The organism is Variovorax sp. TLI9-5A, assembly GCF_056867935.1.
Genome location: NZ_CP200310.1, coordinates 5,081,126 through 5,099,033, shown reverse-complemented (window position 1 = coordinate 5,099,033; position 17,908 = coordinate 5,081,126). Strand labels below are relative to the sequence as shown.

18 protein-coding genes are annotated in these 17,908 nt (G+C 64.9%); 8 read left to right on the top strand and 10 right to left on the bottom strand.

Annotated elements, in window-relative coordinates:
* Window positions 1–15 precede the first annotated feature (15 nt).
* Entirely contained in the window at window positions 16–225 is a 210-nt protein-coding gene (locus AC1VNX_RS24150) for a hypothetical protein (protein ID WP_483160175.1), read from the top strand.
* A 104-nt stretch (window positions 226–329) separates the two neighbouring features.
* Entirely contained in the window at window positions 330–1,610 is a 1,281-nt protein-coding gene (locus AC1VNX_RS24145) for a LysR family transcriptional regulator (RefSeq protein ID WP_483160174.1), read from the top strand.
* Between the two features lie 25 nt (window positions 1,611–1,635).
* Here the strand turns inward: AC1VNX_RS24145 and AC1VNX_RS24140 are convergent, their stop codons facing one another.
* The 6 genes from AC1VNX_RS24140 to leuC form a co-directional block, all read right to left on the bottom strand.
* Window positions 1,636–3,357 (bottom strand): putative 2-aminoethylphosphonate ABC transporter permease subunit, encoded by a 1,722-nt coding sequence (locus AC1VNX_RS24140; protein WP_483160173.1) that lies wholly within the window; start codon window positions 3,355–3,357, stop codon window positions 1,636–1,638.
* Window positions 3,357–4,463 carry a putative 2-aminoethylphosphonate ABC transporter ATP-binding protein gene (locus AC1VNX_RS24135; protein WP_483160172.1) on the bottom strand — a complete coding sequence of 369 codons (1,107 nt, stop codon included), beginning with the start codon at window positions 4,461–4,463 and terminating at the stop codon, window positions 3,357–3,359. Before AC1VNX_RS24135 ends, AC1VNX_RS24140 begins: the two co-directional genes overlap by 1 nt.
* A gap of 30 nt (window positions 4,464–4,493) precedes the next feature.
* Window positions 4,494–5,522: a putative 2-aminoethylphosphonate ABC transporter substrate-binding protein gene (locus tag AC1VNX_RS24130; RefSeq protein ID WP_483160171.1), complete on the bottom strand. Its 1,029-nt coding sequence runs from the start codon at window positions 5,520–5,522 to the stop codon at window positions 4,494–4,496.
* Window positions 5,523–5,745: 223 nt separating this feature from the next.
* Window positions 5,746–6,813, bottom strand: a complete 1,068-nt coding sequence (gene leuB / locus AC1VNX_RS24125) for a 3-isopropylmalate dehydrogenase (RefSeq protein ID WP_483160170.1) — start codon at window positions 6,811–6,813, stop codon at window positions 5,746–5,748.
* On the bottom strand, window positions 6,810–7,430 hold the full coding sequence (gene leuD, locus AC1VNX_RS24120) for a 3-isopropylmalate dehydratase small subunit (protein WP_483160169.1): 621 nt from the start codon (window positions 7,428–7,430) through the stop codon (window positions 6,810–6,812). Before leuD ends, leuB begins: the two co-directional genes overlap by 4 nt.
* A complete protein-coding gene (gene leuC, locus AC1VNX_RS24115; protein ID WP_483162007.1) occupies window positions 7,417–8,868 on the bottom strand; it encodes a 3-isopropylmalate dehydratase large subunit in 1,452 nt (483 codons plus the stop codon). The genes leuD and leuC overlap by 14 nt, the downstream gene beginning before the upstream one ends.
* Before the next feature lie 190 nt (window positions 8,869–9,058).
* On the opposite strand from leuC, the gene lhpI reads away from it, so the two are divergent.
* Complete coding sequence (lhpI, locus tag AC1VNX_RS24110) at window positions 9,059–9,997, top strand: bifunctional Delta(1)-pyrroline-2-carboxylate/Delta(1)-piperideine-2-carboxylate reductase (protein WP_483160168.1); 939 nt, start codon at window positions 9,059–9,061, stop codon at window positions 9,995–9,997.
* 253 nt (window positions 9,998–10,250) lie between these two features.
* On the opposite strand, the gene AC1VNX_RS24105 is transcribed toward lhpI, so the two are convergent.
* From AC1VNX_RS24105 to AC1VNX_RS24095, 3 genes are read right to left on the bottom strand one after another with little or no spacing between them, the layout of a single operon-like run.
* Window positions 10,251–11,171 (bottom strand): hydroxyacid dehydrogenase, encoded by a 921-nt coding sequence (locus AC1VNX_RS24105; RefSeq protein WP_483160167.1) that lies wholly within the window; start codon window positions 11,169–11,171, stop codon window positions 10,251–10,253.
* Window positions 11,168–11,851, bottom strand: coding sequence for an RraA family protein (locus AC1VNX_RS24100; protein WP_307692669.1), 684 nt, complete (start codon window positions 11,849–11,851; stop codon window positions 11,168–11,170). Before AC1VNX_RS24100 ends, AC1VNX_RS24105 begins: the two co-directional genes overlap by 4 nt.
* A gap of 47 nt (window positions 11,852–11,898) precedes the next feature.
* On the bottom strand, window positions 11,899–12,864 hold the full coding sequence (locus AC1VNX_RS24095) for a Bug family tripartite tricarboxylate transporter substrate binding protein (RefSeq protein ID WP_483160166.1): 966 nt from the start codon (window positions 12,862–12,864) through the stop codon (window positions 11,899–11,901).
* 112 nt (window positions 12,865–12,976) lie between these two features.
* Here AC1VNX_RS24095 and AC1VNX_RS24090 point away from each other — a divergent pair, with 112 nt between their 5' ends.
* Window positions 12,977–13,732, top strand: a complete 756-nt coding sequence (locus tag AC1VNX_RS24090; RefSeq protein WP_483160165.1) for an IclR family transcriptional regulator — start codon at window positions 12,977–12,979, stop codon at window positions 13,730–13,732.
* Between the two features lie 121 nt (window positions 13,733–13,853).
* On the opposite strand, the gene AC1VNX_RS24085 is transcribed toward AC1VNX_RS24090, so the two are convergent.
* Window positions 13,854–14,780 carry a LysR family transcriptional regulator gene (locus tag AC1VNX_RS24085; RefSeq protein WP_483160164.1) on the bottom strand — a complete coding sequence of 309 codons (927 nt, stop codon included), beginning with the start codon at window positions 14,778–14,780 and terminating at the stop codon, window positions 13,854–13,856.
* A gap of 236 nt (window positions 14,781–15,016) precedes the next feature.
* Between AC1VNX_RS24085 and AC1VNX_RS24080 the strand changes: the two genes are divergently transcribed.
* The 4 genes from AC1VNX_RS24080 (at window position 15,017) to AC1VNX_RS24065 (ending at window position 17,842) form a co-directional block, all read left to right on the top strand.
* The gene (locus tag AC1VNX_RS24080) at window positions 15,017–15,184 is read left to right on the top strand and encodes a hypothetical protein (protein WP_483160163.1); all 168 of its coding nucleotides are present in this window, start codon (window positions 15,017–15,019) and stop codon (window positions 15,182–15,184) included.
* A gap of 184 nt (window positions 15,185–15,368) precedes the next feature.
* Window positions 15,369–16,175, top strand: coding sequence for an SDR family NAD(P)-dependent oxidoreductase (locus tag AC1VNX_RS24075; RefSeq protein ID WP_483160162.1), 807 nt, complete (start codon window positions 15,369–15,371; stop codon window positions 16,173–16,175).
* 367 nt (window positions 16,176–16,542) lie between these two features.
* Window positions 16,543–17,388 carry an alpha/beta fold hydrolase gene (locus AC1VNX_RS24070; RefSeq protein WP_483160161.1) on the top strand — a complete coding sequence of 282 codons (846 nt, stop codon included), beginning with the start codon at window positions 16,543–16,545 and terminating at the stop codon, window positions 17,386–17,388.
* Window positions 17,389–17,605: 217 nt separating this feature from the next.
* Window positions 17,606–17,842, top strand: coding sequence for a hypothetical protein (locus AC1VNX_RS24065; protein WP_483160160.1), 237 nt, complete (start codon window positions 17,606–17,608; stop codon window positions 17,840–17,842).
* The last annotated feature ends 66 nt before the right edge of the window (window positions 17,843–17,908 follow it).

The window sequence follows — 17,908 nt, the reverse complement described above, 5'->3', positions numbered from 1 at the left end:
ATAGACACCCCCTTGATGAAAAGCTGCGCCAGGGCGTGGCTGAACTTCGAGGAGCGCACGGCCGTGCTGGTCGAGCGCGAAGTGCAGTGGCGCGGCGACGAGCGACGCGAACGGCCCTTGAAGGAGGCTCGGCCGAGATACCCGCAAGCGGCCATCGAAAACATGAATTCTCGTGCCGGTGGCGGCGTTGATCATGAGGTTGTGACGAGCCTTGCGCTGGGCTGATGGATCGATTCGGGCCACAGTGTGTTGATCACAGGCCCGACCCGGTGCGGGCAAGTCTTGGCCTGCATGCGCGCTGGCGCAGTACGCGTGAAGGGCGAACCTTGATGGAAGACTTGCAGGAATTCGAGCGCTACATGGCGCATCTGAGTGAGGAGCTGGGGCATTCGGACCGCCGTGCGGTGCCCGAAGCGAGCGTCATCACGAAATGCTCCGGCGCCACATCGATGGCGTCGACTCGAATCTCCGGGTGCTCCGCCCGAAAGCCGGCAATGAGACTCGGCAACAACGATGCGAGCGAGCGGCGAGATCAAGGAGAGAAAACCCTTTGGCGGCGAGAGACGGTCGGCACGATCATTGCAGCGTTGCCCTGTCTGGCCGCTGTTTGCCCCTCTGAGCTGATGATGCCACCCGTCTCCGAATCCTTGCCGCCTATCGATCGACGCCAATTCGTGCGCCAGGGACGCCTGCATGTTCAGCTCGCGTCGCGCCTCGACCTGGTCACATTGCGCCTGTTCGTTGCCATCGTCGAGGAGCAAAGCATCACCAAGGCCGCCGAGCGCGAATTCATTGCGCCTTCTGCAGTCAGCAAGCGCATTGCCGACCTCGAGCACGCGACGCAGACGCAGTTGCTGCATCGGCACCGGAAGGGGGTGGAGCCTACGCCGGCCGGGCAGGCGCTGCTGCATCACGCGCGGATCATCTTGCGCAACCTCGCTCAACTGGAGAGCGAGATCGTCGACTATGCGGATGGCGTGCGCGGGCAAGTGCGACTCTTGGCCAGCGAGTCGGCGTTGTTCGGTTATTTTCCGGAGGCTCTCAGCACATTTGCGCGGACCTACCCCGACATCCGCATCGACCTTGCAGCGCAAACGAGCCAGGCAGTTGTCCAGGCGGTGCTCGAGGGCACTACCGACATCGGGATTTTCTGGGGCGATGTGCCGACCGGGCCGTTGCGCGTCGAACCCTGTTACTCGGATCGGCTGGTGGTCGTGGCGGCGCGTTCCCATCCTCTGGGCATGCGTGAGAGCGTGCGCTTTGCGGAGGTGCTGGCGCACGAACTGATCGAGCAGGAGGCCGGCAGCGCGATCCAGGCCTTGCTTGCGCGACAGGCCGCCCTGTTGGGCGCTGTGCCCAGGACGCGCATCCGGGTGGCTGGCTACGACGCGGTCTGCCGCATGGTGGAAGCCGGCATGGGTATCGGCATCGTGCCGCACAGCTACGCTGCACGGTTGTCTTCCGCCATGAACGTCGCCGCGGTGGCGCTGCAGGAGGACTGGGTGGATCGCCACTACAAGGTGTGTGTGCGCGGTCTCGAACAACAGCTGGTTGCCACGCAACTGCTGTTCGAGCATTTGGTGCCGCATTCGCAGGACGTGAGCGGTTGACCGCTGGCCCGTCTCGCGTTTCCTCCTACTCGGACGTGGCGCGGCGCCAAGCCTGCGAGCCGCTTCCGAGCCAGCGCGAGAGTATGGACTGAAGCAGCTTTGCAGCAGCGGAAGTCAGGAGCACCATCACCGCCATCGCGCAGGCGGCGGCGGTGTCGCCGGTGTCATCCATGGCCACGACAGCGACCGAAGCCACCATCGTCAGCGGTTCGTAGAGAAAAATCACCGCAGCAACGGTGGTCATCGCGTTGACGAAGAAGTATGTCGCGATGTCCAGGATGGCGGGGAGGCAAATGGGCACGGTCACGCGGCGAAACGTACGCCAGAATGGCACGCCCAGCGATGCGGAGGCCGCCTCGAATTCGCTGTCGATTTGCTGCAGCGCGGTGAGCGCCGTGAGGTGGGGCACCGTGTAGTAATGCGCCACGCAGCACATGGCCATCAGTGCGATGCTGCCGGACAGGCCCGACAGCGGATTGGACGGATGATTGAAGAAGAACACGTAGCCCAACCCCAGCACCAGACCCGGCACCGCCAGAGGCAACATCGCCAGGAAATGCAACAGCGCGCGCATGACTCGCAGACCCCGCATTTTCTCCACCAGGTAGGCTCCGCAGAAGACGAGCACCGTACCTGCCGCGGCCACCCAGAGCGACAGAACGATGCTGTTGCGGTAAGCCCCCCAGCCCAGCGCGTCGTAGGCCGCGAAATCGTAGCTGCCCCATGCCAGGCTCAGGTCGTAGGGCCATAGCTTGACCAGCGACGCGAAGACCGCCGTGCCAACTATGACCAGAATGACGCCGGCGACCAGCGCGGCGAACCCGGTCATCGCCGCATCGAACAGCGGCTCGCGCCGTGGCCTGTAGAGCACCGACCGGGCGTTCAGAAGCGAGGCCTGGCGGCGGCGCACCAGAAGGTCCACGCCGAAGGACAACAGCGCCGGCATCAGGAGCACCACGCCGACGACGGCGCCCATCTGGAAGTTCTGCTGGCCGATGATCTGTTTGTAGATGTCGATGGCCAGCACGCCGTATTGCCCGCCGATCACCTTGGCGATGCCGAAGTCGGTGATCGAGAGCGTCACGACGACGAATGCCGCGCTGATCAATCCGTAGCGTGCCGATGGCAAGGTGATGGTAAAAAAAGCGCGCAGCGGCCGCGTACCCAGGGTGCGAGCGACCTCGTACATCCGGGCATCCGACAGCGCCAGCGCGGTCGACAGCACCATCACCGCATGTGGGAAGCAATAGAACACCTGTGCCATGACGATGCCGCGAAGACCGTAGATCGGCTGGTCTCCCGTCCACGACTTCAGATAGCCCTGATTGCCGAACATATAGGTCAGCGCAATCGCCGACAGCAGCGAGGGCGCAAGGATCGGCAGCAGTGCGATGCCCTTGAAGAGCGCCTTGAACGGAAGCCGGCTGCGAACCAGTGCCATCGCGTAGAGAAAGGCCAGCGGCACGGTGCAGGCGGTGGTCAATGCGCACACCACCAGGCTGTGGAGCACCGATTGGCGCAAGCCGGGGTTCTGCGCATATTGCAGAAAGTTGGCCAGGCCGATGAAGCGCCCCCCCGCGTCTTGCATGCTTTTGGAAAGCACGGCATAAAGCGGCAGCCCGATCAGCAGGAGAGCGATCGCGCAGAGCAGGGCGAGAACGCATGCGGCGACAGTCCGCTCCGGAAAGCGCCGGGCGCGCGCACGAACCGGCGGGAGTGGCCCGATGGCTGGGAACGCGGCCTGCATCAGGCTGCTCCTGACCGCTCGGGGGCGGGAAAGACGTGCAAATGCGCCGGGGCGATGCTGACCTGCAGCGCGCAGCCCAATTGAAGACCGATGCGGCGGGCATCTTCGCTGGAGAAATCGGCCACCACCGGCCGCTCGCCGAGCAACGGGCAGTCGAGCAGCGCGCGCCAGGCCGCCCCCAGGAACTCGATGCCACGAACCTGTGCGGGAAACGCGTTGAACGCCTGCTGCCCGGTGGGAACTGAACAGACTTCCTCAGGACGAAAGCACACCGTCAGAGGCCCGTCGGGCAGGGCGCAAGCGCCGTGCATCCGCTGCAAGGCCGCAAGACCGACGGCAAGGGAGCCGTCCGGGCGTGCCCGCGCCGGAAAGAAGTTCATCTTGCCGACGAAGTCCGCAACGAAGAGCGATGCCGGGCGGTGGTAGATCTCCTGCGGCGTGCCAACCTGCTCGATCACGCCCTGGTTCATCACCACGATGCGGTCGGCCATGGTGAGCGCTTCTTCCTGGTCGTGCGTGACCATGATGGTCGTCAGGCGCAGCGTGGTTTGGAGCTCGCGAATCTGCTGGCGCAGGTGGATGCGCACCTTGGCGTCGAGCGCGGACAGCGGCTCGTCGAGCAGCAGCAGGCCCGGCGAAGGCGCCAGTGCGCGTGCGAGCGCGACGCGCTGCTGCTGTCCACCCGACAACTGGCCCGGTAGCCGCATGCCGGTGCCGGGCAGGCCGACCAGCGCCAGCAGGCTCTCGACCCGGCGTGCGATGTCCACGCGCGCCATCCCGCGGTTGACCAGGCCATACGCAACGTTGTCGTGCACGCTCAGGTTGGGAAAGAGCGCATACGACTGGAACAGGATGCCCGCGTCGCGCAGCGCCGGCGGTGCATGCGAGATGTCCGAGCCTCGATGCAAGATCCGGCCGGAGCTCTGCGCCTCCAGGCCTGCGATGACGCGCAGCAGCGTCGATTTGCCGCAGCCTGAGGGGCCGAGAAAGCAAATGAATTCGCCGTCGGCCACGGCAAGGTCGATGTTGCGCAAGACCTCGGTCTTGCCGAAGCGCTTGGAGATGCCCTCGAGCTCTAGGAATGCCTGTGACGGGGAACTGTTCATTGGGACGGATGCGGTGGGAGCGCGCTGGGTTCAGTTGGGCTTGGGTTCGGACTTGGCGTCGTAGCGACGTGCCCATTCGGCGGAGAGCCGGGCCTGGTTGTCGACCGCCTTGCGCGCGTCGTCGTCGGCCATCATGGCCTCGGCGTTCTCGGGGTAGTTCGGCGGTACGGCATGGACCTCCGGATGCGAAACGACGGCGGTGAACTTGTTGAACTGCTCGTTGGCCGCGCGCGTGGTGGTCCAGTCGGCAACCACCTTGGCCGCCGCCAGATTCGGGGTTCCCTTCATGATGGCAGTGGACTCCAGGTCCCAGCCAAGCTTGTCGGTGGGCAAGATGATGTCGATCGGGGCACCCTTCGTCTTGAGCTGAGGACCGGTGATGTCGGTGGAGATGCCGACCGCGTATTCGCCGGTCGCCGCCATCTTGCAAGGCTTGGAGCCACTGTGCGTGTAGAGCGCGATGTTGGCGTGCAGGCTGTCCATGTATTTCCAGGCGGCCTCCTCGCCCATGCCCTGGACCCAGCGATTCACGCCGAGGTAGCCGGTCTGGCTGGAAATCGGATTGGGCATCGTGATCTGGCCCTTGTAGACCGGTTTGGCAAGGTCGGCCCAACTGGTCGGAGCGGGCAGGTTGCGCTTTTTGGCTTCGACTGTGTTGAAGCAGATCACGGTCATCCAGGCTTCGTTGCCGGTGTAGACCGGCGGGTTGTTGGCGCTGTCGCGAAAGCGGGGCTTGAGCTGTGCGTAGCCTTGAGGCTGGTAGGGCTGGATCACGCCCAGCTTGTTGAGGGCCAGGATATGCATGGCGGGTACGCCCCAGAGCAGGTCAGCTTTTGGCGCGTCCTTCTCGGCGATCAGCCGGGCCAGGATGATGCCGGGGCTGTCGCGCAGCCATGAAATCCTGATGTCTGGATGGTCCTTCTCGAAAGCCTGCTTGTACGGCGCGAGCTGCTCTTTCTCGAGCGTGGTGTACACGGTCAGGGTGGTGACCTTGGTCTGTGCGAGCGCTGCGGGCGAAGCCAGCAGGCTCGCCAGGGCGGCAAGCATGCCGGCGGCCATGCCGCAAAGATGGCGCAAAGGGCGGGAACGAGGCTTTTTCATGGCGTGTGCGATGGGCTGGTGGATGGAAGGGAAGGTATGGCGCGGTTGCCTATGGTGTTCCTGCAGGCGGCTCCGGTACAGACGCCGATGGGCATGGCCGATTCGTGAGTCGCGATGCCACGGGCGCCCGCGTTGACCATGTGGTCTGTTCGCGCGAAGAGCGTGCAGACATGGGCGGCATTCAGGCGCGCAAGGCCGCTAGCACGGCATCGCCCATGGCAACGGTGCCGACCACGGTACAACCCGGCTCGCGGATATCCGCGGTTCGGAGGCCTTCAGCCAGCACGCGGCGTACGGCCTCTTCCACGCGCGTTGCCGCTTCGGCCAGGCCGAAGCCCTGTCGCAACAGCATTGCGACCGAGAGGATGGACGCCAGGGGATTGGCAACGTCCTTGCCGGCAATGTCAGGTGCACATCCATGAACCGGTTCGAACAGGCCTTGACCGTGGCTGTTGAGCGAAGACGAAGGCAACATGCCGATCGAGCCCGTCAGCATGGAAGCCTCGTCGGAGAGGATATCGCCGAACAGGTTGCCCGTGACGATCACGTCGAACTGGCGCGGATCGCGCACCAGTGCCATCGCCGCCGCATCGACATAGAGGTGACTGAATTCCACGTCGGGGTAGCCCACGGCTACCTCGTCGGCGACGGTGCGCCACAGCTCCATCGCTTCCAGCACGTTGGCCTTGTCCACTGAGCACAGGCGGCCGCGACGAGCGCGCGCGGCTTCGAAGCCGGCTCGCACCACGCGGGCGATCTCATCCTCGGTGTAGCGCATGGTGTTGGTGCCAACGCGACGTCCGTTCTCCATGGCGATGCCTCGAGGCTCGCCAAAATACAGGTCCGAGGTCAGTTCTCGCACGATCAGCAGGTCGATCCCGGCGATGGCCTCGGGACGAAACGGCGAGGCGCCTGCCAGTTCCTCGAACACGAGGATGGGACGGTAATTGGCGAAAAGATCGAGCTCCTTTCGCAGCGACAGCAGCGCGTCGCCCGGGCGCAGTCCGCGCGGCAATGCTTCGTATTGGAAACCGCCTTCTGCACCGAACAGGATCGCGTCGGCTTGGCGCGCCAGCGCCAAGGTCGCCGATGGCAGCGGATGGCCGGTTGCGTCATAGGCGCAGCCGCCGACCAATCCTTCGGCCAACTCGAAGTGCAAGCCTTCTTTTTCCAGCGCGCGCAGGATTCGAACCGACTGGGCTGTGACTTCGGGGCCGATGCCGTCACCGGCGAGAACTGCAATTTTCATGGGTGTCGAGGAGTGTCCGTAGATGGAAGGAGAGGGCGCTGCCGAGCCTCGAAGGCGTCGATATAGGGGCGCAGCGACAGGGTCAGGTCAAGTTCGTCGTGGCCCTGCAGCAGGCGTTCCTTGCGGAAGGTGTCGATCGGAAAGCTGCAGCGGGTGCCATCCGGTGCGACGACCGCCTGGCCCGCCAGGTCGACTTCAACCTCCGCGCCGGGTGTTGCCCGCAGCTGTGCCTGCAACGCGGCTGCGAATTCGGCAGGCAGGACGGCCGGCAGGACGCCGTTCTGGAAGCAGTTGTTGAAGAAGATGTCGCCAAAGGAAGGGGCGAGCACCACGCGGAATCCGTAGTCGTTGAGCGTGAACACGGCATGCTCGCGCGAGGAGCCGCAGCCGAAGTTGGGGCCCGCGACCAGGATGCGTGCGCCTGCATAGGCGGGGCGGTTGAGCACAAAGGCCGGGCGCGGCTTGCCCTGCGGATCGAAGCGCAAGTCATGGAAGCAGTAGCGCCCGTAGTCTTCGCGCGGCTTGTGCATGAAGCGACCGGGCACGATCTGGTCCGTGTTGATGTCCGACTCGGGCATCGGCACGGCAACTGCGCGAATACGCTCAAGCGGCTGCATGGCGCAACTCCTCGCGGTAGTCCACCAGCCGGCCGTGCACCGCGGCGGCCGCCGCCATGCCGGGGTTGACCAGGTGGGTGCGTACCCCCGGGCCCTGGCGGCCCACGAAGTTGCGGTTGGTTGTGGACACGCAGCGTTCCCCTGGCCGGCCCTGGTCACCGTTGATCGCGAGACACATCGAGCATCCTGGCTCCCCCCACGTCATGCCGGCGTCGCGGAAGATGCGGTCCAGTCCTTCGGCCTCGGCCTGCGCCTTGACCGTGCCCGAACCGGGCACGACCAATGTCGGTATGCGAGCCCGGCGTCCCTGCACTGCGCTGGCGGCCAACCGCAAGTCCTCGATGCGGCCGTTGGTACAAGAGCCGATGAAGACCCGGTCCACTGGCAGGCCCTGCAACGGCTGGCCAGATGTGAGGCCCATGTAGTCAAGCGCGCGGCGCAACCCCTCCTGCTGCGAAGCATTGCCGATGGCCTCCGGAAAAGGGATGCACTCGTCGATGGCACATGACTGCGAAGGATCCGTGCCCCAACTCACCATCGGCGCGATGGTATCGCCGCGCAGCAACGCCACGCGATCAAATGCCGCGCCGGGGTCCGTGCGCAGGCGCAGCCACCCGGCGCTGCTGTCGTCCCATTCGAGGCCCCTGGGGGTATGGGGCCGGCCGCGCAGGTAAGCCAGCGTGGTTGCGTCTGGGGCCACCATGCCGGCTCTTGCGCCGGCCTCGATCGACAGGTTGCACAGCGTCATGCGGCCTTCCATCGACAGCTCTCGTACCGCGTCGCCCCGGTACTCTATGACGTGGCCCGCCGCGCCAGCCACGCCGATGGCGCGGATGATGGCCAGGGCGATGTCCTTCGCGGTGACCCCGGCGCCGGTGCGGCCGTTCACCTGAACTTCCATGGTGCGAGGGCGCAGTTGCCACAGGGTCTGCGTCGCCAGCACGTGGCTGACCTCGGTGGCGCCGATGCCGAAGCCGAGCGCGCCCAGCGCGCCATGGGTGGATGTGTGGCTGTCGCCGCAGACCACCGTCATGCCCGGCAGGCTCAAGCCCTGTTCGGGTCCGACCACATGGACGATGCCCTGTCGCGAATCGCCAAGGCCGAAATGGACCACGCCGTGGTCGCGTGCCTGCCGCGCGAGTTCCTGCACCATGACCCTGCGCTCGTCATCCACGACATCGGCGAGCGAGGAGCCTTGCGTGGAGACATAGTGGTCGGGCATCGCGAAGGTCGCCTCGGGTCGTCGCACCGGCAGGCTTCGACGCTCGAGCACGTGGTACGACTCGGTCGGCAGGTCGTCGCTGAGATAGTGGCGATCGATGTAGAGAAGGGTCTGGCCGTCGTCTCGCACGGTCACGGCATGCGAGGACCAGATCTTTTCGAAAAGCGTCGTGGGCCGCGCCTGGGCATTGGCAGGAAAGAGGGGGATATCGGGCATGGGAATGTTCACAGCGTGGCAGCGATGCTCGCGGCAGCGCAGCCGGCTGTACATGCGTCGTTCGCCATTCGAGCAGCGCGAACGACGATGGCTCCGATCAACGCAAGCCTCGGTGCAAGTCACAAAATCAGGCCTTGTCGGGCGACACGTCGCCTCTTGGCGCAGTTCCATTCATCCTTCGGAGACCCCCATGCTTCAGCCTCCTGTATCCCGTGTGCGCGAACTGCTCGGTTTCGACCGTCTCGTGCCGGCTTTGCACGAGGCCTTCGTGGCGGGCGCGACCGTGCCGCTGCGGCATACCCATGAGGTTGGCACTGGCGACGAAGCCGGCACCTCGCTGCTGATGCCTGCGTGGAACGACGACGGCTTCTACGGCGTGAAGATCGTCAACATCTTTCCCGGGAACCGCGCCAAGGGGCTCCCTGGCCTGCATTCGACCTATGTGCTGCACGATGCGCGTACGGGTGTGCCGCTGGCATTGCTCGACGGTGACGAGATCACCTCGCGCCGCACCGCTGCGGCTGCGGCGCTGGCGGCCTCTTTCCTGGCGCGAGATGACGCCTCGATTCTCCTGGTCGTCGGAGCCGGTCGCGTGGGAAGCTTGACGGCGCCGGCCATGGCCACTGTGCGTCAGCTATCGGAGGTGGCCATCTGGGACATTGATTCTGACGTTGCGCAACGCTGTGCCGCCGCACTGCAGCAGCAGGGCCTGCCCGCGCAGGCCGTGTCGAACCTGGAGGCGGCGGTGCGCAAGGCCGACATAGTGAGCTGCGCCACGTTGGCGACCACACCGGTTGTGCAAGCCGAATGGCTCGCCCCGGGCAGTCACCTCGATCTGATCGGCAGTTTCACGCCTCGAATGACTGAAGCGCAGCCCGCTTGTTTTGCCGGCGCGGGCGTGTGGATCGATACCGAGGAGGCGCTCGCCAAATCGGGCGACCTGCTCAACGCCATCGCCGACGGTTGCCTGACGCGCGCCGGTGTCGCTGGTGACCTGGCCGGGTTGTGCCAGGGCCGGATTGTCGGGCGTACGGATACTTCACAACGTACCGTCTTCAAGGCAGTCGGAACGGCACTGGAGGACCTCGCTGCAGCGACCCTGGTCTATCGACAATTGGCAGCAGTCTGAGATCGAGAGTTTCTTTTCTCATTGCCAGAGTGCGCCAATACATCGTGCGCGTATCTCCGCTGGAGCAGCGTCTGCCGGAGGTCCCGGAGGTCCCGGAGGCTCAGCAGGCCCGCATGCGCAATCGCGCACCATTGCTAGGCCGACGCGGCGGACGAAGTACGGACTCAGGCTCTAACAACCCCAACCAGGCTGGCCGAACTCGCCCCCACTGGTTCCGTTTGGCGCCTGAATCCAGCGCGGCTTGCCCATCGGATCAGCCGTTCAACACGGCCAGGGTGTTCCTAACAGCGGCCACACCCATGTTGACGTAGGCATCGCTGGTCACACCGCCGATGTGCGGGCTCAGGACGATGCGCGGCTCGCCTTGGAAGATGTGAGGCACGACGAAGGGCTCGACGGCAAAACTGTCCAGACCCGCCATCGCCACCTGCCCGGACTGGATCGCGGCCAGCAGAGCCGGCTCGTCGATCAGGCCACCGCGCGCAGTGTTGACGACGATGACGCCCTTCTTGCATTTGGCAAGCGTCTCCGCGTTCAGCAGGTTGCGGTTGTCCGCGGTCAGCGGGCAGTGCAAGGAAATGACGTCCGCCTCGCGCCAGATGGTGTCCAGGTCCGCGGGCGTGATGCAGCCCGGCAGGTCTTTGGCAAAAGGATCGAAGCCCAGCACGCGCATGTCGAGCGCATCCACCATGCGTGCGAATTTGCGGCCGATGGCACCCAGGCCGATCAGGCCGATGGTGCGGCCGCTCAGCTCGATGCTCTTGTGCGTGGCCTTGTCCCAATGACCGGCGTGCATCCGCTCGTTGAGCTTGACCAGCGACTTGGCGCACGCGAGCGTCAGCGCCAGCGACTGCTCGGCAACGGCCGCCGCGTTCGCACCGACAGCTGCGGTCACCTGGATCTTGCGCTCCGCGGCGGCGGCCTTGTCGATGGTGTCGGTGCCGCTGCCATGCTTGGAGATGACCTTGAGCGCCGGTGCCGCGTCCATGATCTGCGGCGTCACGCCGCCGTAGCGCACGATGATCGCAACCGGGTTGTGCTGCCTGGCCAGGGTGGCGAGATCGTCGGGCTGCGGCGTCTTGCCGGCGTAGACGACCTCGTAGTCGCCCAGCAGCGCCAGTGCCTGGGGCGCCAGGTCCGCGCCCGTGACCAGGACGGCGGGCTTGCTGCTCACAGTTCCTCCCCTTCCTTGAGCACTCCTGCAGTGATGAGCGACTGGTTGAGCCAGGGCGCCGCGAGCTTGCCTTCCTTGATGCCGGCGATGCGCTTGGCTTCGCTTTCGACCTTGCCCGCGGCTTTGCCGAGCAGCGACTCGAGCTTCTCGCGCTCGACGCACATCACGCCATCGCGGTCGGCTGTGATGAAGTCGCCGGGGTGGATGGTCACGCCGCCGCAGGAGATGGGATGTCCGATGCGGCCGCCGACTTCCTTCGTGGGGCCGTTGGGGTTCGTGCCCACCGAGAACACCGGAAAGTCCATCTCCTCGATGTCTTCCGCATCGCGCACGGCGGCGTCCATCACGACGCCGACCAGGCCGCGCTTGCGCGCGGCGTGCATCATGATCGTGCCCATCAGCGCGCAGGTCTGGTCGCCCTTGCCGTCGATGACCAGCACGTCGCCGGGCTTGGCCAGGGACAGCGCCGCATGGATCATGAGGTTGTCGCCGGGACGCACCTCGACGGTGAAGGCGGGGCCGGCCAGCTTCATCTTCGGCGAGAGCGCCCTAATGCGCCCGTGCAGGGCGCCGCGGCGACCGTTGACGTCGGACAGGATGGCGGGCTGGAACTCCGCGGCCTTCTTGACGAGCTCCGGGGAAACGCGCTCGAAGTCTTTGATGATGTTGGGCTTACTCATGTTGCTACCTGCTTGTGTCGTTGGGAGGTGAGAGAAAAAGGTTCGGGTCAGTCCAGCTTGGCGCCGGACTGCTTGATGATGGGCGCCCAGACGCCGATGTCGGTCTTGATGAGCTCGGCAAACTCGTCGGCCGAGCCACCCAGGACGGTGGCACCCTGCTCGTTGAGGCGCTTCTTCAGCTCCGGCGACTGGAGGGCCTTGTTGATTTCGGTGTTGAGTTTGGCCACCACTGGCTTGGGTATGCCGGCCGGGCCGACGAAGCCGAACCAGGTCACCGACTCGAAGTCCTTGTAGCCAGACTCCGCGACGGTCGGCACGTCCGGCAGATCGGCAGACCGCGTCTTGGACGTGATGGCCAATGCGCGGATCCTTCCGTTCCGGATTTGCCCCAGCAATGTCGGTACGGTCGAACCGTAGAGCTGGACCTGACCACCGATCAGGTCGGTGACGGCCTGCGAGGCCCCTTTGTAGGGAACGTGCGTGAACTTGACGCCAGCACGGCGCTGGAACAGCTCGCCAGTGAGGTGCGTGACGGTCCCATTGCCAGGCGAAGCGAAGTTCAGTGAGCCGGGCTTCGCCTTCACAGCGGCCACGAGCTCGCCGAGCGTCTTGTACGGCGAGTCGGCTGCAACGACGAGCAGGATGGGTGCGCTTGCGACCAACGCGACCGGCGCGATGTCCTTCATGACGTCGTAGGGCATCTTGCTGTACAGGGTCGGGTTCACGGCGAGGTTGCTGCTCTGGCCAAGGGCCAGCGTGTAGCCGTCGGCTTTCGACTTGGCGACAGCGTCTACGCCCAGGTTCCCGCCGGATCCCGGCCTGTTTTCGACGACAAAAGTCCAGCCCAAGGCGGTCGTGAGCTGGTTCGTAACGTCCCGGGCGATCACATCCGTTCCTCCGCCGGCCGGGAACGGCACGACGATGCGGATGGGCTTGTTGGGGTAGTCCTGCGCAAGTGCGGAAAGCGCAAGTGAAGCAGCGGCGAGCGCCATGCTGCGTTGGATCAGGTGCATCGTTGTCTCCATGCTTTTGATGGCGCAATTGTTCGTGCCTGTTCCGCCCAATACAATGCAGTTCCGCGTGACGCGACATGTTCCGAAGTGCGGAACAACTAGAGGATGGACGATGAAGGTGGACATCGACAACGCTGCCACGGGAGCGGACGGGGTTGCCGCTGTTCGGCGCGCAATGAAGGTGCTGGAAGCGTTCGGCGTGGGCGACGTGAGCCTGTCGCTTGCGGAACTCAGCCGGAGGACTGGCTACCACCGGTCCACCGTGTTGCGCCTGGCCCGCACGCTGGCCATGGACGACTACCTCGTTCAGAAAGACGACGGAGGCTGGCGCCTGGGACGTGCCTCAGGATGGCTGGGCGCCTGCTACCAAGCCACGTTCAGCGTTCACGACGTCATCGAGCCGGTGCTGCGCGAGCTGTCAATCAAGATGGGCGAGAGCGCGACGTTCTATGTGCGTGAAGGCGAGGAGCGGACGTGCGTGGTGCGGGTCGAAGGGCCGCGTGCCGTTCGGCACCATGTCCGAATGGGGGCATCGCTGCCGCTGCATATCGGCGGGCCCGGCTTTGTGATCTTGGCCTTTACCGGCGAGCAAGGGGAACCCTTCGAGACCATCCGGCGAGACGGCTACCGGATTGCGCTAGGCGAGCGTGATGCGGAAATTTCCAGCGTGTCCGCCCCGGTGTTTGGCGTTAACTGGAAGTTCTTGGGTGCGCTGTGCGTTTCGGGGCCGATTTCGCGGTTGACTGGCCCAATTCTTCAAAGCTTCGTGCCCGACGTGATCGAGGCGGGCAAGAAACTCTCCTACGCCATTGCCGGAAGCGGCAGAGAGGCTGCCCCTGTTGTTGCTCAACAGGCTTGGCACCCTTGATTTCCGCCTGAGGCTGGCTGCATTCATACACGTGAAGGGGTCATCGTCACACATCGGAAACCTCCCCGACCCGGGGGCATGCAGACATGGCATCAGAGGCGCCGCCCCTGCATAGCAGCGATCAGGACGTGCCGCGGTGGGCTGGCTTCGGCCCCTTCGCGGCAGCAGCACCGCTGCGCTTAGGTAGGTGCGACAGTAGTGCCTTCACTTGCGGCGCATCGTCGGACTTGCGCCAGACGGCGACCGTCTCGACAACGGTATTTCCGCCTTTTATGTTCCGGTAGACGACCCCCTCGCGATGCAGGGCCTGCACGCTGCCTGGCACCAGCGCCACGCCGATGCCGCCGGACACGAGGCTCACGATGGTGTGCATCTGCCGAGCCGGAAACAGCCTGGGACTGAAGCCGTTTCGCATGCAGGTGGCGACGATCGCATCGAACATCATCGGCCCTTGATGACGCTCGAATCCGAGGAAGCGCTCGTTCGACAGCTTGTCCAGCGCGATGCGCGTGCAGCCGGCCAGCCTGTGCGACGTAGGCAATGCCACGAGCAGCGGCTCCGTATGCACCAGCCTCGCGTCTAGCGCCGAGGGAAGGTCCGGCGTCCTGAACACGAGGCCGATATCGAGCCGGCCGCTCTCGACGTCGCGGATGATCTGGTCGGTCGTGCCTTCCAGGAGAGAGACATTCACATGCAGGTAGTCCTCCGTGAAGCTGCGCAGCGTGGCGGGCAGGAACGAATAGGCAGGCAGGCTGATGAAGCCGAGCGAAACGGAACCCATCAAACCCTGCGCAGCCTCTCGGGCACGCTTGCGCATGGTGTCCGCGGCGGCCAGCACGGCGCGTGCGTCGCGCAACGCATCCTCACCGGCGCGGGTGAGCGTGATGCGCCGGGAGGTTCTCTCAAGAAGAGTGACGCCTAGTTCTTCTTCCAATTCCTTGATCGCCAAGCTCACAGGCGGCTGGGTGAGGTGCAGCCGCTCGGCGGCGCGACCGAAATGCAATTCCTCGGAGACGGCGACAAAACAACGCAGGTGACGCATGTCCATTGATATGCCCTTTGTATCAATGGATCCAGATTCTAAATTTCCCTGGATCGAACTGCCTGCCTAGACTGCAGCGCATCCCGGGACGCCAAGCACGTAGACGGGGCCAGCTTCAACAAGTAGCGGCAGGAGACAATACAGATGCTCGATCGCATGCTGGGTCCACCCCGGCCTCGCACCCTCGTCCAGCCCGAGCCCTTTGGCGCCGTGCGTATCGAGACATCGGTGCGCAACTTGTCATGGTCCTCGCAACGTCGCTCGGTGACTTCGAACTGCGCATTGGCCAGGACGAGGAAACCTGCATGCCGCTCATGCGACCTCGGCCGCAGGTCGAGCATGCCTGGCATCCGGATGGCCGCAACGGGCTGGATCGGTCGCGTGGCCTGTGGCTGCATCGCCCCCAATGAGGATCTGGCGCAGAGCGTAGAAAAGTTCTGCCTGGCGCAAGGCATTTCGCAATGCCTTGGCGCGCGGCGCCGTCGTGTCCGGTGCCAGCTCCGTGCGCGTGACCTTCGAAGTGACGCTCGACGAATGGCTGCCGGCCCGCGCAGACCGACCCTTCTTGTTTCCCCTCAATCAACGCAACACATCATGAGCATCACGTCACCCGTTCACGTCGCCGTCGTCACCGGAGGTGCACGCGGCATCGGCCGCGCCATCGGCGAATGGTTCCTGCGCCACGGCCACAAGGTCGCCCTGCTCGACTGCGACAGCGCGACGCTCGACGCCGCGATCGCGGAGATCGATCGTTCCGGCGACCTGCTCGGCATCCATTGCGATGTGTCCGACGCGACACAGGTCGACCGGGCTGTAGGCGCCGTCGTGGCGGCGTTTGGCCGCGTGGATGCGCTGGTCAACAATGCCGGCATTGCCGTCTTCAAGCCGGCCCTGGAAACCTCCTTTCAGGAATGGCGCAAGGTGATGGCCACCAACCTCGACGGGGCTTTTCTCTGCACCCAGGCGTTCGGCGCCGTGATGGCCGGCAACGACGGCGGCGCCATCGTCAATGTTGCGTCGATCTCCGGGCTTCGCGCCAGCACGCTGCGCGTGGCCTATGGCACCAGCAAGGCTGCGCTCATCCACATGACCAAACAGCACGCCGTCGAGCTCGGCGATGCCGGCGTGCGCGTGAACGTCATCGCGCCGGGACCGGTCGAAACCGACATGGCCACGCTCGTGCACAGTGTTGCGATCCGCTCCGACTACCACGACGCGATTCCCCTGGGCCGTTACGGCACCACGGAGGAGATGGCCAACATCGTCGGCTTCTTGTGCAGCCCGGAAGCGAGCTTCGTCAACGGTCAGGTCGTGGCGGTCGACGGCGGCTTCGATGCGGCGGGCGTGGGCCTGCCGACCTTGCGCCGACGCAAGGCCGAGGCCGCCAAAGCGACGGCATGAGCCGGCACTGCCCACACCGCCCGGACCTCCAAGGAACCGACGACGACGAAGCTGCAGTCCATCATCGGCTGGGGCCGTACACGCTTCGGCAAGCTCACGATGCTGGGTGCGGTGGTGGCGCTGTACCGGCAATTCGGCGTGTCGCTCGCCGCCTTCGTGGTGCCGGGCTCGGTGCTCGAGGGCATGCCGGCCATCGTGCGTAGGCGTGGGTTACGACGCGGCCAGCACCATCGGATGCGTTTGGCCCGATGCACGCATCAGGCCCAGACTGGCCCTGTTGGTCGGCTTTGGGGTGGCGGCCATTTGGTGGCTGTCCATCGGATTCCTCTGAAGTTCCCAGCATCATCAACCCAAGGAGAAAGAAAATATGGAGACAAGGACAAGCATCGTGCGCAAGACCGTCGCTGCGGACGGTGACGTCAAACTGAGCTATCTGGAAGCCGGCACTGGGCCCACCATCGTGCTCCTGCCGGGCTGGTCGCAAACGGCCGAGCAGTACAGGTACCAACTGGAAGGCCTGTCGGCCCAATACCGCGTGATCGCCTTCGACCATCGTGGCCACGGCGACTCTGACAAGCCCGGGCGCGGCTACCGCATCGCGCGCCTCGCCGCGGACCTGCAGAACGTGCTGGTCGCGCTCGACCTGAGGGACGTGACCATTCTCGGCCACTCCATGGGCTGCTCGGTGCTGTGGTGTCACTTCGACCTTTTCGGGGCAGGGCGCATCGCCCGCTACGTGTTCTGCGACCAGGCGACATGCCTGACGCGCAACCCCGAATGGACCGACCAGCAAGTCGCCGACTACGGCCCCATCTTCACGCCCGACAGCGTGAGCGAGACGGCCAACGCGCTTCGCGGACCGGGCGGCGCGCAGGCCACCGTCGGGTTCCTGCGCTCCATGGTCACGGCCGACATGCCCGCCGAGGTCTTTCAATGGATCGTCGACATGAAGATGCCGCGTGCCGCGGCGGCCGATCTCCTCTACAACCACTGCCACCAGGACTGGCGCGAGGTACTGCCGCGGATCGACAGGCCGACGCTGTTCATCGGCGGCAAGGGCAGTCTGGTGCCGCACAGTTGCGTGCGGTGGGAGGCGAGCCAAGTGCCCGGTGCGAGGGTCGAGATCTTCGATGACGAGGAGGCGGGCTCGCACTTCATGTTCATCGAGAACGCAAGGAAGTTCAACGCGTTGCTCGCGCAATTTTCGGACTGAAGTCAGATGCCATCGCCATCGGGCGGGAGCATTCGGAACGCGGTGACTTTTTCGTCCCGGATATCAAGACCTTCTTCTTGGCTCATGCCCGTGGACGCAGTTGGGTTGGGCCTGTCCTACAAAACCTGCAACCACAGCGATTTCTTCGTCGGCATAAAGGCCTGACGATCAGGCGGTACTTCAGCGGGTAGCGCCTTCTGAATTCACGGAGTTCGACATGGAAAAAACGGAAGTTCTAGCTATGGCGATGGGGATGGCGCGCGCCGGTCTGGGCTTCACTCCCGCAGCGGGGCTGGACTGCATCTGCGACCTGATTGGGCAGGAGGATCCCCTGGCCGCGGATCACGACCAGAACGTGGAACAGTTGCTTCGACTCGCTGCGTGCATCTGGAGCCTGCGACATGCCCTTCTTGGGCCGGCCTCTGCCGCAGTCGTTCATTCGCAGTTGAAGTAGCTGAAGCAACAGGGTGATGTCTCGGCCCCCGCACGATTTCGCGTTGAACACGCGAGGGCGCCCGGG